The organism is Propioniciclava sp., assembly GCF_047602245.1.
Classification (GTDB): Bacteria; Actinomycetota; Actinomycetes; order Propionibacteriales; family Propionibacteriaceae; genus Propioniciclava.
In genome coordinates this window covers 1,853,443-1,866,117 of record NZ_JASGHT010000001.1, presented here as the reverse complement: position 1 = coordinate 1,866,117, position 12,675 = coordinate 1,853,443, and the positions used below count along the sequence as shown (strand labels likewise).

The window sequence follows — 12,675 nt, the reverse complement described above, 5'->3', positions numbered from 1 at the left end:
CACGACGACGAGGCGCCCGCCACCGTTGGGCGAGCGCCTGGCCATCATTCCTCGTCAGCGGCTGTCTGCTCCACGGCCCGGGCCGCCGGCCGGCATCGGGCGATCGAAGTCGGGGCACTCGGCGGAGTTCTCAAAAACATCCTGCAGGTGCTGCTGGTACTCGGCCTCGAACTCGCGCTCGGCGAACCCGCGCGGGATGCGCTCCCAGTAGTAGTGCGGCGGGCGCATGCGCTTGCCCGGATCGGTGAGGCGATAGGAGAAGCAATCGTAGTAGTTGCCGTCGTCGCCCTTCACGGTCAGGAAGAAGATCTCGAAGTCGTCGAAGTCGCCGTAGATGCGATCCTCATTCACCTCCATGACCTCGCCACGGGTGATCTTGCCGTAGGTGCCCACGCTGGAGAGGTGGCACCAGCCGCGATCCTCACGGCCACTCGCCGTGCGGAACTCGATCTCGTAGTTCACCGCGGTGGCCTTCGTGATGCGCTTGGCCTCGGGGTAGTACTTGTCGAGCTCATTCTGAGGCAGGAAGGTGCAGTATGCGAAGTAGTACACGTCATTCTCCTTGATCGATGATCATGCAGATCCAGGATACACACCCGTACTCAAATCTGTATACAGAGCGATGGCCCGCTTCACCCTTTCGTAACATACTGCCCACTCACATTCGGATCGCGGCCCCCTCTCAGCACGCCAATCCTCTTCCCAGTCGTCGGGCACCAAACGTATACTGATCTGTATGCAAACTGACCCGAGAGCCACCCCGTTCCGCCGCTTGCACCACATCTGCGTCATCGTGCGCGACCTGGAGGCGTCCGTCGCCTACTACGAGAAGATCGGAATCGGACCGTGGTTCGACTATCCCAAGTCGAGCCCGTACATCGAACTCGAAGTCCCGAGTGAAGAAGGCACCAAGGCCATGCGGTACAAGTGCTGCGACCTGGAGAACTTCCAGCTCCAGCTGTGCGAGCCTTCCGAGCACCCGACACCACAGCGACGGTTCCTCGACGAACGCGGCGAAGGGGTCTTCCATATTGGATTCGACGTGGATGATTTCGAAGCCGAGGTAAACGCCGGCCGCGAACTAGGGCTCGACATCATCTCCCGCGGGCTGCGCGCCAACGGCACCGGATTCTGCTATTTCGATACCACCGCCGGTGCGGGCACGATTCTCGAGATCCGGAAGAGTTGATCCCCACCCGGGCCGTGGGGGCCTCACCCTCCTCGACTCGGGTGATACCCTCAGCAGGCGTTCCACCTCATCGCTGCGGCGGTGACGGGAATATTCCTTGGCATGATGAACCGCGAAGGGCTGGGAGTAAGTGATGACGTCGCCACACGGTCAGGGCACGGGTGATTTCCGCCCGATCAATGGGAGGCGCCACGCGACGTCCGCCCACGCCGATCAGACCGAGACCTCGGCGGATGCCGCCTATCGACGCCTCCGCGACGCCATCCTCGCCGGAGACCTGAGGCCGAACGAACGGCTGGTCGAGGAAGACCTCGCCGAGGCGTTGGGCGTGAGCCGCACACCCGTACGCGAGGCATTGCTGCGACTCAAGCAGGAGGGCCGCGTGCTCCAGCGCAAGGGATGGGTGGTGCGGGACCACGACCCCTCCGAGGTGCTGGAGTATCTCGAGGCGCGCGCCGAACTCGAATCAGCGACCGCGGGCCTGGCCGCGACCCGAATCGACGATGACACCGTGGCACGCCTGGAGGAACTCCTCGACGAGATGCGACGCGCCCCGCACAGCCACGAACTCAATCGCCTCAACAGCCGATTCCACGCGCTCATCACCGAGGCCGGCGGAAACCCGCTTCTCGCCTCCTTTGCGCGGAACACCGACATCAACTATTGGACGTTCTCCACCCCTGTCCGGTTCAGTGAAGCCGACAACGCTGTCGTCGACCAACAACATCGCGAACTCCTCGAAGCCATCAAAGGCCGAGATGCGGTCACCGCGGCGCGCGTGGCGAAGGAACATGTTCTACACACGAAGAGTGTTCTCGCACGCTCCCTCAATCTAACTCCCCGTTCTGGTTGGTAGGCGCCCTCGGCGATCTCGAAGGCTCGTCCAGCCGAATGTGCCGATGCCGAGGACGATCACGCCGAGTGCGACCCAACTCGCCGAAGACATGCGTTCCCCCAGCACCGCCACACCCAACAGCACACCCACGACCGGCTGAAGATAGGTGTTGAGCGAGGTGGCCGTGGAACCCCAGGTGCGAATGAAGAAGAAAAAGAGGACATAGGCGAACCCGGAGCCGAGAATTCCGAGTTCGAGCAGGGCCACGACCGAGATGGGACCGACGGCGTCGATCACCCAGGATCCCGTCAGGGTGGTCACCGGAATCATCCACAGCGCACCGAAGCTCATTTGCAAGAACGCAACGACCATCGGATCGACGTGACTGACGAACACCCGTACATAGACATTCGCGATCGCGTAGATCGCCGAGGCCACCACCACCACGATCGGCCAGATCACACTCCCCTCGAAACCACCCCCGTCGAAAGTCAACAACACCACACCACCGAAACAGAGCGAGATTCCCAGCATTTTCGTCAACCGGAAACGCTCTTTCTTCAAGATCACGGCGGAAATCAGGAAGACGAAGACCGGCGTCGTCGAGGAGAGCACGATCGCCATCGATGAGGGAACCCAGACCTGTGCCCAGGTGAGCAACGAGAGCGGGAGCGCGATCCCGATCGCACCGAGCACGATGAAGTGCCACCACATGACCCAGGTCCTGGGCAGCGACCGCCGGGCCATCATCACGAACAGCCCGAGCACGGCGCCGGCCAGGATCAGCCTCAGCTCAACCAGGAGCAGCGGGTTGAATGATCGAAGCGCCAGGGAAGTGAAGAAGAAGCTGGAGCCCCAGATCGTCACCATCAAGGCGTACAAGGCGATCCTGCCGCCCGTCACCGACGAATCCGGGGCCACCAACCGTCCGTGCGCTGGCATCGAACCTCCTGGGCGCTCTCACTCGCCCATCGTTGTCAGGAACTGCAGCGTGCGCTCACTCTTGGGCGCGTGGAGCACCTGTTCGGCGGGACCGGACTCCTCGATCCGCCCATCGACCATGAAGATGATGTGATCGGCGATGTCTCGGACCAGGGGGATGTCGTGCGTGGCCATCAGCATGGTTCGCTGCCCGGAGGCCAGCCCCTTGATCACCCGCGCCACCTCCACGCGCAGTTCGGGATCCAGCGCGCTGGTCGGCTCATCGAGCAGGATCATCTCCGGATCCATCGCCAGAGCCCGCGCGATCGCCACCCGCTGCTGCTGCCCACCCGAGAGCTGAGCCGGATAGTGGCCGTCCTTACCCTGAAGGCCTACCTGGGCCAGCAACTGGAGGGACCTCTCCTTGGCCTCCTTCTTGGAACGACCCAGCACCTCCACCTGGCCATAGCTGACGTTCTCCAGTGCGGTCATGTGCCGGAACAGATTGAAGTTCTGGAAGACCATGCCCACCTTCGCCCGCTGTGCAGCGGCCTGCCGGTCGTTGAGTTCACGAAGGCTGTCACCCACCTTCGTGTAGCCGATCAGCTCGCCCCCGACCTCGATCGTGCCCGAGTCGATCGGCTGCAGGTTGTTCACGCATCGCAGGAACGTCGACTTGCCGGCACCCGAGGGCCCGATCAGCGCGACGACCTCACCCTCGTACACCTTCACCGAGACGTCCTTCAACACCGTGTGAGAGCCGAACGACTTGAAGATGTGCTTGGACTTCATTTTGAGAATACGTTCAGACATCGGACACCTATCTCGCGGGGAACTTGGTCTCGAGAATATGCTGCAGAGCCGTGATCACGGCGGTCAGGACGAGATACCAGAACGCTGCGACGAGCAACAGCTCCAGGTACTTGAAGTTCGCGTAGTAGACACGGCTCACATTGAGGAGAATCTCCATGTAGCCGATCGTGTAGGCCAAGGAGGTGTTCTTGATCATCATGATGTACTGGTTGGCCATCGACGGCATGACGATCCGCAGCGCCTGCGCCAACACGATCTGGAGCATGATTTTGCCCTTGGTCACGCCGAGCGCACGCGCCGCGTCCCGCTGACCCGCATCAACGCCCAGGATTCCCGACCGGATCACCTCCGCCATGTAGCCCGTCTCCGCGAAGGACAGCGCGAAGAGACCAGCCACGAAGGGCGTGAAGAACGTGCTCGCGGGCTGATCCACGAACACCGTGTTCGTGAAGGGGATACCGATGGTCACATGCCCGATGACGCGTGGGATCGCGTAGAACCAGATCAGAAGCTGAACCAGCATCGGGGTGCCACGGAACACGAAGACGTAGGCCTGCGCCACCGCGGAGACCACCTTGTTGTTGGAGATCCTCATCAGCGCGACGACCGTGCCGAGCACGATGGCGATCGCCGTCGACAAAGTGGCGAGCGTCAGCGTCGCCCATACGCCCTGAAGAATCTGAGGACCGAACAGGTACTGCCCGACTGTGGGAAGATCGAACACCCCTGATCCGACGAACGCGCTCAGAACCCAGACGACGATCACGACGACGATCACGGCCTGAACGATCTGGCCCCACGGAGTTGATTTTCGTACGGGGAAGTAGACCTCTTGGGTCAATGATTGCGATTCCGATGACGCAGTCATAGTTGTCCTTTGATCCTGGGTAGGGGCCCGCCCGACGGCAGGCGGACCCTCCACCAATCGGTCTGGTTAGGGAGTGGCGTCGTAGTTGCCGTTGAGGGCGGGCTTGGACAGGCGCCCCTGGTCGATGCCCCACTTGTCGAGGATCTTGTTGTACGTTCCGTCGCTCATCATGTCCTGAAGCGCCTTGTAGATCGCATCACGCAACTGGACGTTGTTCTTTGCGAAGGTGAAGTTGATCAGGTATTCGACGAGGGTGTAGTCGCCGATCGGGACGAAATCATTCGGGTTCTGGCTGACGATGTACTGCGTCTGCGCGACGTCCGGGGTGTAAGCGGCGATACGACCCGACAGCAGACCCTGCAAGCCAAGCGGCGTCGAGGTGTAGTACTCCACGCGGATCGGATCGCCGCACTTCTCGTTCTCCCGCTTGACGGCGGCCTCAAGGGTGGTCGACCCCTCCAGCATTCCGATCGTCTGACCACAGAAGGACTGTGCGTTCTGGTACTTTCCGGCGTCCTTCTTGTTGAGGACGAAGGTCGCCCCGGAGTTGAAGTAACCCACCATGTCGACCTGATTGAGGCGCTCGGGATTGGGGCTCATGCCACCGGATCCCATATCGAACTGGTTGGACTGCAAACCGGTGATGATGGCCGAGTAGTCGATCTGGACCCATTCGGTCTTGAGCCCGAGGCGCGAGGCGATCTCAGTGAGGATATCGACGGTGAATCCCTCGACCTGAGTGCTGCCCTCCTTGAAGAACTCTCCCGGAATGTAGGACTGCTGCGATCCGATCTTGAGGACGCCGTTCGTCACCGTCCGGATTCCCGACGCATTTCCGCCTCCCGTGCCGCCGCTCGGGGAACCATTGCTTGTACCGCACCCGGCCAGCGCGAGGCTGAACGCCGCAGTGGCGGCCGCGATGGCCACCGCACGACGAGAGAAGAGTTTGCGCATTTACTCGGTCCTTTCGGATCGCGGGGAGCACCAGAAGCTCCCTCAGTTCTCTAATGGCCGCGACTGCGGCTGGCGAGGAGTCGTATGGACGTACGCCCCCTGGGGTCACCACTTCGCCAACAGCGAAGAAAGACCGTATACAGAGTTGTATTATGTCTCGTATACAGAATACGTCTATAGTCATGTCGGGATCGTGACCATACTGTTACGGTCGTGATAAATCCCCAGCCGGGGAACCACACCGCCCGGCTCGCCAAGGAGATCAGCCCCACGAATAGGCGGCCAAGCGCGCCACGGAGGTAGGTATTGGCAGACGGGGACGCCTCCCGCACGACACCACCGGGCGACTCAGTAGCCATCCCTAGATCTCCGCATAACTCAGTACTTGACATTGCATACTAGCTGGCCTAGTGTACGAGCATGAAAGCCGAAGAACGCGACCCCCAGCTACTCAAGGGGGTGCTGCCGATCCTGGTGATCGGATTGCTCGACCAAGCCGAAAGCTACGGCTACGAACTGGTCACGCGGCTGCGCGAGTCGGGGCTGCACGACGTCTCCCCGGGCACCGTCTACCCGGTGCTGGGGCGGCTCGAGCGGGAGGGACACCTGTCATCGAGGCTGGAGGCTTCGGCGTCCGGCCCCGCACGCAAGTACTACCGGCCCACACCGTCAGGGCAGGAGCGCTACCGCAGCGGCCTGCTCGCCTGGGCGGAACTGCGCAAGGTCGTGGACACCATCACCCAACGACGAGAGGAGACGAACTCATGAGCACGCACCTGACCCTGTCCGACCGGTGGCGCCGGTGGTCCTACCTGCAGGATGTCGACCTGTGGCTGTCTCCGCTCTCGGGGCGGCAGCGGCGCACCATCAAGGACGAACTGAAGCGCAACCTGGCCGAGGCCGCCGGCGAGAACGGCATGGCCGAGGCGATCGCCGAGCTCGGCACCGCCCGCTCGCTGGCCCGCGCCTACCTCGACGAGGAGCCGCGCCGCGGCCCGAACTGGTTCGCCGGAGCCATCGGCGCGGTGATCACCTTCGGCCTGGGGCTGTACGCGGTGATGATCTACACCTTCGGCATGCTCGACGCCCTCGGTGCTTCCGGGGGCGGCACCGCGACGGTCGATGCCCTGGGCGTCCGTATCGATGCGATCAATACCGCGCACGAGATCTCGGCGAACTACGGTGGATTCTCCTGGGTGTGGCTGCTCGCCGTCGTCCTGGTCTGGCTGGTCAGCGCCCGCGCCTGGCGCCTGTTCGCCCGATAGCGGGCCACCCTCCCCAACCCCGCCCACAGCGCCGCCGGTCGTCCTAGGCTGGAAGAACGAAGCGACGGAGCCCACCCGCTCGCTCGGCCTGGAGGGACATCATGTCGACACAGGACGCCACACCACGGCCCGTTGCGCGCCCCAGGGCGGTGGTGGAGGTGCTCGGCATCGCGACCGCCGCGATGGGCACGTTCTGGCTGGCCCGCCTGGTGGCGCCGGGATGGCTGCGCTGGGAACAGGACACCCTCGGCGGGCCGTGGCTGATCCAGGTGCTCGCGCTCATGGTGGTGCCGCTGATCCTGGTGCGTCTCCTCGGCTTGCGATCCGGACGCCTCGGGGTCACCTTCGGCCAGATCGGACGCCCCCTCGAGACGGCCCTCACCGCGCTGGCCGTGATCGGCCCGATCAGCGGGCTAGCCTTCCCGCTGCTGGGAGTGCTGGGCTGGTCGCCGTTCGACTGGACGGGAGGCCTGGTGCTGGCCGCCGCCTACGCCGCGGCCCTTCCGCTGACGGGCGTGGTGATCCGCAAGATCCGGCCCAGCACCGCCGGCTCGCTCGCCGCGCCCCAGGTGGCCATCGCCGCCGCCGTGCTGGCCGGTGGCGTGGTGGCGTCCGCCCTGACGGCCGACTCGTTCCCGCTGCTCTCACGCATCCTGATCGCTCTGCTCGTGGTCGGCCCGGGCGAGGAGTTGCTCTTCCGGGGCATCATGCAGACCCGCCTGGATCAGGCGTTCGGACGCCCCTGGCGCATCTTCGGCACCGACCTGGGCTGGGGCTGGGCGCTGGCCTCGGTGATCTTCGGCCTCGCCCACTATCTGTCGGCGTCGGCACCCTTCCAGGGCGGCTGGGCGCTGTGGACGGCCGTCTCGGGTCTGCTGTTCGGCTACGTCCGCGCCAAGGGCGGCAGCTTCGTGGCGTCCGGCCTCGTCCACGGCGTCCTGCTGGCCATCGCGGCCGTGTTTGCCTGAGGCGGACGCCCCCGCGCGGGCAGGAGGGACGTGAGCTCGTCGTCAGCGGCCGGCGAAGGGCTGGTTCTTGTAGCGGTCGTAGTAGTCGCCCATCGAGCCGGCGCGAATCGCCTGGGCGAGTTCGCCGAGCTGTTCCTCGTTGACCAGATCGATCGCCTGGCCATCGGATGACGTGCTGAACCCGCCCAGAGGTGCCTGGAGAATCCTGATGTCGGCCGAGGACGTCAGCCGCATGCTCGTCGCGATCGAGAAGAGCGCATCGTTGGTGAGCCCGCTGTCGAGGGTGACGTAACGGCCGACCTTACCCATGAAGTCGTTGAAGGCGAGCGGATTCGCCAGGACATCCGCGCTCATCGCCTTGACCAGGATGGCCTTCGCCACCGCACGCTGCCGCTCGGCGCGATCCAGGTCCCCGCCCGGCAACTCCTTGCGCTGACGCACGTAGCGGAGCGCCTCTTCGCCCTGGATCGTGATCTCTCCCCTCGGCCACCAGTACCGTCCTCTCTCGGCGCTCGAGGCGACACGATTGTCGAGGGTCACCCCACCCAGCGCCGTGGTCAGGCCGATGAAGCCGTCGAAGTCGATCTTCACGGCATGGTCGGCGCGCACGTCGAGCATCGACTCCAGCGTGCTGATCACCAGCTGGTCGCCACCCCAGGCGTAGGCGGCATTTATCTTCGCGTACCCGCGTCCGGGAACATCCACCCACATGTCGCGCGGGAAGGACACCAGATACACGTGATCACGCGCGGGCGGCACATGCGCGAGCATGAGCACATCGCTGCGGCCCTGCTCGTCGTCGCTGCGCGCGTCGCTCCCCATCAGGACGAAGTTGAGCGAGCCCGCGGCGCTCGCCTCCGCCGGAGGCCGCCCCGACGCCGTCGGCAGCAGCGTGTCGCTGCGCTCGAACTCGTTGACGGTCGACCACACCCGCCATACATAGAAGCCGGAGGCGATCAGCCCCAGCGCGACCAGCCCGCCCACGATGGCGAAAAACCAGGTCGCGAATCCACGCTTGCGCCTGGTCGGCTCGTCAGCGTCTTGTGCGGGCACGCCCATGCCGGTCACTCTTCCTGTCGAATGCGAACCTCAGCCGCGAGTCGCGTCGGCCCAAAGCCGGACGCCGCGGGCCCGCTTCGCACGTTGCGCGTAAACGAACGTCGCCAGCGCCGCAATCAACGCGATCCACCCCACGGCCTTCACCCCCACAGTGTAGGTCGGGGCGCCGGTGAGGCGTCCGCACACCCCCGCACTGGGACGGGTGCTTGGCCGGTCTCTAGGCTGGAAGCGATGAACACCGCCGACTCGCTCACCGCGCCAAGGGGCGGCAGCTTCGTGGCGTCCGGCCTCGTCCACGGCGCCCTGCTGGCCGTCGCGGCGGTGTTCACCTGACGCACCCGATCCGCACTACAGAAGTCGCACCGGGCAGGAAGCCACTCCCGACCGCAGGATCCTGGCGTCGGCGGTGACCAGCGCACAGCCCCGCGCTTCGGCAGCGGCCACATAGCCGGCGTCGTAGGCGCTCAGCGACGACCGGAGTTCCCACATCCGCGGGAGCAGCATGTCGGTCGGGTCGACGTCCACCACCATCTCGCCGAGCACCCGGAGGGATTGCCGGGCCTGCTCGTCATCGAGCTTGCGCCCGAGCCACGGGCCTCCCCCCTCACGCGCCGGACGCCAACCCTTCGGCGAGGGAGCGCATCGCGCCGACGGTGTCGATCTCGTCCTGTTCGGTGCCGTGGTCGCTGAGTTTCACGATGACGGTACGGGCGTCCGGGTTGATGTAGATGTACTGGCCGAAGACGCCGAGAGCGGTGAAGTCACCATCGCCGGCCGGCGGATGCCACCACTGCGCGGAGTAGCCCCATTCGCCGATCGGCAGTTCCGACGGCGTCGAGATGCGCCGGATCCAGGCCTGGGGCACCACCTGGACGCCGCCGGCGCGGCCCTCGTCGAGCACCAGCTGACCGATCCGGGCGAAGTCGCGTGCGGTCGCGTTGAGGCAGCAGAACCCCTTCTCGGTGCCGCCTTCGCGGTCGAGATTCCAGTTCGCGCCGGCCTCGGCGCCCAGCGGCGTCCACAGGTCTTCGGACGCGATCTGGCCCAGCGGGCGTCCGTCCACCCGGGCGAGGATCAAGGCGAGCATCTGGGTGTCGACGCTGCGGTATTCGCCGCGGGTTCCCGGGGTGAAGGAAACCTCACGGTGCTCGCCGAGGTAGCCGGGCAGATCGGTGCTCAGCAGCAGCCGCGCGGTGCCGGTGACCGGCCACCACGGGTTATAGTTCTCCGAGACGGCGATGCCGGAGGCCATGTCGAGCAGATCCCGGACGGTGATCGTGTCGTATTCGCCCCCCGCACGCAGTTCGGGGAGCAGGTCGACCAGCCGGTCGTCCTCCGAGAGGGCGCCGCGCTCGATCGCCTGGCCCACCATCAGCGAGACGACCGACTTGGCCACCGACCACGACGAGAGCCGGGTTCCGGCATCGACGCCGTCGGCGTACCACTCGTGGACGATCTTGCCGTCCCGCAGCACAACGAAGGCGCGACTGTGGGTGAGGTCGAGCATCTTGTGCACCGAGATCTCGGCTCCCTTCCACGGGACCGTCGCGGGCAGCCGTCCATCCGCCGCCACCTCGAACGGCCGCGCCTCGCCGGAGGAGACGACCGGGCGCGAGGCGAACACCTGGCCCTGCGCCGACGGCGGCGTGGTCTGCAGCCGCACCAGGGCGTGCGGCGGGGGCACGCGCAGCACCGCGGTGGCGCCGTAGGCCAGACCGGCGAGCACCAGCAGCGCCGTCGCGGTGATCGTGAGCCGGCGCCACACACGCCGGGGCGGGGTGGTGCGCGCCGTCACTTCACGCCGCCGACGGTGTCGATCACGCCACGGACGGCCGCCCACAGCGCGGCCAGCAGGGATTCGAGCACGTCATCGTCGGTGACCGCGGCCAGATCCGTCACATGCCGGGCGATCGCCGGATGCGTCTGCGGCGACACCGTCGCGTAGGTGCCCATCCAGGCCTGCTGGTCGCGCTGGCGGATCTCTTCGGACAGCAGCGCCTTGCTGGCGCGCAGCCCGGCATAGCCGAGGATCGTGTCGGCGAGCGTCCGCTGCTGCCGCGCGCACTGCTCCGCAGGCACCCCGGCCTCACCGAGCGCCTGCAGCGTGAACTCGACCATGGCCAGCTCGCCCTCGCCTTGGGTGGTGCGGCCGGAGATCGCGGCACCGACGTGAGGGTGCGCGACGAAGGTCCCGACCACCGAGCGGGCGAGCGCCATCATCCGCTCGTGCGGCGCCAGCCTGGCCGGGACCGCGTCGAGCGCCATCCGCAACAGCCGGTCACCGACCGCGCGCAGCAGCGCGTCATGATCCTTGAAGTGCCGCCAGACCGCCGACCGGTCGACGCCCAGCTCGGCGCCGAGGACGCGGCCGGTCAGCCCGTCCGGTTCAGCCCGTGCGGCGATCGCGACCGCCGCGTCGACGATGGTGGCCGGGGTGAGAGTTCTGCGTGCCATGTAGACGATGATGTCATCATTGATGACATCATCGCAAGTGTGCCCCTTTTCTCCGGCGCGGCATCCGGACGCCCCCGCACCGCGCGAAGGCTTGGGCCGGTCTCTAGGCTGGAAGCGATGAACACCAGCGACGCCCTGTTTCCCCCGGGCGCGACCCAGCGCGACTGGGTCGCCGACGGGTTCCTCGCGGTGTCGCTGACGCTCGCCTCAGTGGTCTACCACCTGTTCAACCCGCCGCCTGGCTACTATTCCGGGTTCATCTTCCTCCTGCTGACCTCCAGCATGACCATGCCGTTGCTGCTGCGCCGTCACGCACCGCTGGTGATGCTCGTGCTCTGCACGCTGGCCGGATCGGCCCACCTGGTCGTCTTCGACGGCCCGACGGTGTCGCTGATCGCGGTGCCGATCGTCTCCTACAGCGTCGCCCGGTGGGTGCCGGGGCCGTTGTCGCGCAGCGTGATCGTCATCGGCGCCTTCGCCTCGGTGCTCGGCCCGATGCGCTGGTTCGTGAACTCCGCCACCAACCCGAGCGCCGACATTCTCTTCTGGGCCGCCTGCTTCGGTGCCGTACTCACCCCGTACGCGATCGGACGCCGCTCCCGCGAGGTAGCCGACGCCCGCATCCGGCAGGTCGAGGCCGCTGAGGAGCGCTACACGCTGCTGCTCGCCGAGCGGGAGCAGCAGGCCCGGCTGGCCGAGGCATCCACCCGCGCGATGATCGCCCGCGAACTGCACGACATCGTCGCCCACTCGCTGTCGGTGATGATCGTCCAGGCCGAAGGCGGGCGGGCCGCGGCGACACGCAAGCCCGAGGTGGCGGCCGAAGCCCTCGACACGATCGCCGAGACCGGCCGCGAAGCGCTGCACGAGATGAGGCGGATCGTTGGCGTCCTGCGCGCCGGGCCGGACGCCGAGGACCGCCCTGCGTTCGCGCCGTCGCCGACGCTGCACGACATCCCCGACCTGGTGGCGCGCACCTCCGAACGCGCCACCCTGATCGAACACGGCACCCCGTACGCCGTCTCGCCCACCCTGGCCCTGACCGTCTACCGGGTCACCCAGGAGGCGCTCACCAACTTCCTCAAGCACGCCGGGCCGGGCGCCAACGCGACTGTCACGCTCGCCTACTCGCCCGGTTCGATCACGGTGGACGTCCTTGATGACGGCGACGGCGTCGAGAATCCGACCGACGGGGGAGGCAACGGCCTGCGCGGTATGCACGAGCGCGTGACCTCCATGGGCGGGGTCTTGCGCGCCGGGCCGCTGAATGATGGTCCCGGATTCCGCGTCACCGCCACGCTGCCCGCCGGCGACGTCCCGTCCACCCCACCCAGCCCAAGGAGTTGACC

At 66.1% G+C, this 12,675-nt stretch carries 15 protein-coding genes; 6 read left to right on the top strand and 9 right to left on the bottom strand.

All coding sequences use genetic code 11. The features are described from left to right. Window positions 1-54: 54 nt before the first annotated feature. A complete protein-coding gene (locus tag QM708_RS08890; RefSeq protein ID WP_415106998.1) occupies window positions 55-552 on the bottom strand; it encodes a hypothetical protein in 498 nt (165 codons plus the stop codon). 184 nt (window positions 553-736) lie between these two features. Here QM708_RS08890 and QM708_RS08885 point away from each other — a divergent pair, with 184 nt between their 5' ends. Together QM708_RS08885 and QM708_RS08880 are read left to right on the top strand one after the other, a co-directional pair. After that, window positions 737-1,189 carry a VOC family protein gene (locus QM708_RS08885; protein WP_415106995.1) on the top strand — a complete coding sequence of 151 codons (453 nt, stop codon included), beginning with the start codon at window positions 737-739 and terminating at the stop codon, window positions 1,187-1,189. Between the two features lie 133 nt (window positions 1,190-1,322). Continuing rightward, window positions 1,323-2,045 (top strand): GntR family transcriptional regulator, encoded by a 723-nt coding sequence (locus QM708_RS08880; protein WP_415106992.1) that lies wholly within the window; start codon window positions 1,323-1,325, stop codon window positions 2,043-2,045. Here QM708_RS08880 and QM708_RS08875 read toward each other — a convergent pair. The 4 genes from QM708_RS08875 to QM708_RS08860 form a co-directional block, all read right to left on the bottom strand. Beyond that, window positions 2,022-2,966 (bottom strand): DMT family transporter, encoded by a 945-nt coding sequence (locus QM708_RS08875; RefSeq protein ID WP_415106958.1) that lies wholly within the window; start codon window positions 2,964-2,966, stop codon window positions 2,022-2,024. The two genes, QM708_RS08880 and QM708_RS08875, sit on opposite strands and share 24 nt — an antisense overlap. Before the next feature lie 18 nt (window positions 2,967-2,984). After that, window positions 2,985-3,758: an amino acid ABC transporter ATP-binding protein gene (locus tag QM708_RS08870; RefSeq protein ID WP_415106955.1), complete on the bottom strand. Its 774-nt coding sequence runs from the start codon at window positions 3,756-3,758 to the stop codon at window positions 2,985-2,987. 7 nt (window positions 3,759-3,765) lie between these two features. Continuing rightward, on the bottom strand, window positions 3,766-4,626 hold the full coding sequence (locus QM708_RS08865; protein WP_415106952.1) for an amino acid ABC transporter permease: 861 nt from the start codon (window positions 4,624-4,626) through the stop codon (window positions 3,766-3,768). A gap of 66 nt (window positions 4,627-4,692) precedes the next feature. After that, entirely contained in the window at window positions 4,693-5,553 is an 861-nt protein-coding gene (locus tag QM708_RS08860; RefSeq protein ID WP_415106949.1) for an ABC transporter substrate-binding protein, read from the bottom strand. Between the two features lie 447 nt (window positions 5,554-6,000). On the opposite strand from QM708_RS08860, the gene QM708_RS08855 reads away from it, so the two are divergent. The 3 genes from QM708_RS08855 (at window position 6,001) to QM708_RS08845 (ending at window position 7,813) form a co-directional block, all read left to right on the top strand. Next, entirely contained in the window at window positions 6,001-6,348 is a 348-nt protein-coding gene (locus QM708_RS08855; protein ID WP_415106946.1) for a PadR family transcriptional regulator, read from the top strand. Next, on the top strand, window positions 6,345-6,845 hold the full coding sequence (locus QM708_RS08850; protein WP_415106944.1) for an HAAS signaling domain-containing protein: 501 nt from the start codon (window positions 6,345-6,347) through the stop codon (window positions 6,843-6,845). The genes QM708_RS08855 and QM708_RS08850 overlap by 4 nt, the downstream gene beginning before the upstream one ends. A 101-nt stretch (window positions 6,846-6,946) precedes the next feature. Next, the gene (locus QM708_RS08845; RefSeq protein ID WP_415106941.1) at window positions 6,947-7,813 is read left to right on the top strand and encodes a type II CAAX prenyl endopeptidase Rce1 family protein; all 867 of its coding nucleotides are present in this window, start codon (window positions 6,947-6,949) and stop codon (window positions 7,811-7,813) included. Window positions 7,814-7,855: 42 nt separating this feature from the next. Here the strand turns inward: QM708_RS08845 and QM708_RS08840 are convergent, their stop codons facing one another. From QM708_RS08840 to QM708_RS08825, 4 genes are all read right to left on the bottom strand, one after another. Then, the gene (locus QM708_RS08840) at window positions 7,856-8,872 is read right to left on the bottom strand and encodes an LCP family protein (RefSeq protein WP_415106938.1); all 1,017 of its coding nucleotides are present in this window, start codon (window positions 8,870-8,872) and stop codon (window positions 7,856-7,858) included. A gap of 348 nt (window positions 8,873-9,220) precedes the next feature. Then, entirely contained in the window at window positions 9,221-9,415 is a 195-nt protein-coding gene (locus QM708_RS08835) for a type II toxin-antitoxin system VapC family toxin (RefSeq protein WP_415106935.1), read from the bottom strand. 61 nt (window positions 9,416-9,476) lie between these two features. Beyond that, a complete protein-coding gene (locus QM708_RS08830; RefSeq protein ID WP_415106932.1) occupies window positions 9,477-10,667 on the bottom strand; it encodes a serine hydrolase domain-containing protein in 1,191 nt (396 codons plus the stop codon). Then, the gene (locus QM708_RS08825; protein WP_415106929.1) at window positions 10,664-11,326 is read right to left on the bottom strand and encodes a TetR/AcrR family transcriptional regulator; all 663 of its coding nucleotides are present in this window, start codon (window positions 11,324-11,326) and stop codon (window positions 10,664-10,666) included. The genes QM708_RS08830 and QM708_RS08825 overlap by 4 nt, the downstream gene beginning before the upstream one ends. A gap of 117 nt (window positions 11,327-11,443) precedes the next feature. Here QM708_RS08825 and QM708_RS08820 point away from each other — a divergent pair, with 117 nt between their 5' ends. Beyond that, the gene (locus QM708_RS08820) at window positions 11,444-12,673 is read left to right on the top strand and encodes a sensor histidine kinase (protein WP_415106926.1); all 1,230 of its coding nucleotides are present in this window, start codon (window positions 11,444-11,446) and stop codon (window positions 12,671-12,673) included. Window positions 12,674-12,675 lie beyond the last annotated feature (2 nt).

Coding starts and splice junctions, on each gene's coding strand:
- QM708_RS08840 (WP_415106938.1), bottom strand. CDS start 8,872: ATGGGCGTGCCCGCACAAGACGCTGACGAGCCGACCAGGCGCAAGCGT.
- QM708_RS08855 (WP_415106946.1), top strand. CDS start 6,001: ATGAAAGCCGAAGAACGCGACCCCCAGCTACTCAAGGGGGTGCTGCCG.
- QM708_RS08880 (WP_415106992.1), top strand. CDS start 1,323: ATGACGTCGCCACACGGTCAGGGCACGGGTGATTTCCGCCCGATCAAT.
- QM708_RS08865 (WP_415106952.1), bottom strand. CDS start 4,626: ATGACTGCGTCATCGGAATCGCAATCATTGACCCAAGAGGTCTACTTC.
- QM708_RS08875 (WP_415106958.1), bottom strand. CDS start 2,966: ATGCCAGCGCACGGACGGTTGGTGGCCCCGGATTCGTCGGTGACGGGC.
- QM708_RS08845 (WP_415106941.1), top strand. CDS start 6,947: ATGTCGACACAGGACGCCACACCACGGCCCGTTGCGCGCCCCAGGGCG.
- QM708_RS08820 (WP_415106926.1), top strand. CDS start 11,444: ATGAACACCAGCGACGCCCTGTTTCCCCCGGGCGCGACCCAGCGCGAC.
- QM708_RS08870 (WP_415106955.1), bottom strand. CDS start 3,758: ATGTCTGAACGTATTCTCAAAATGAAGTCCAAGCACATCTTCAAGTCG.
- QM708_RS08825 (WP_415106929.1), bottom strand. CDS start 11,326: ATGGCACGCAGAACTCTCACCCCGGCCACCATCGTCGACGCGGCGGTC.
- QM708_RS08850 (WP_415106944.1), top strand. CDS start 6,345: ATGAGCACGCACCTGACCCTGTCCGACCGGTGGCGCCGGTGGTCCTAC.
- QM708_RS08885 (WP_415106995.1), top strand. CDS start 737: ATGCAAACTGACCCGAGAGCCACCCCGTTCCGCCGCTTGCACCACATC.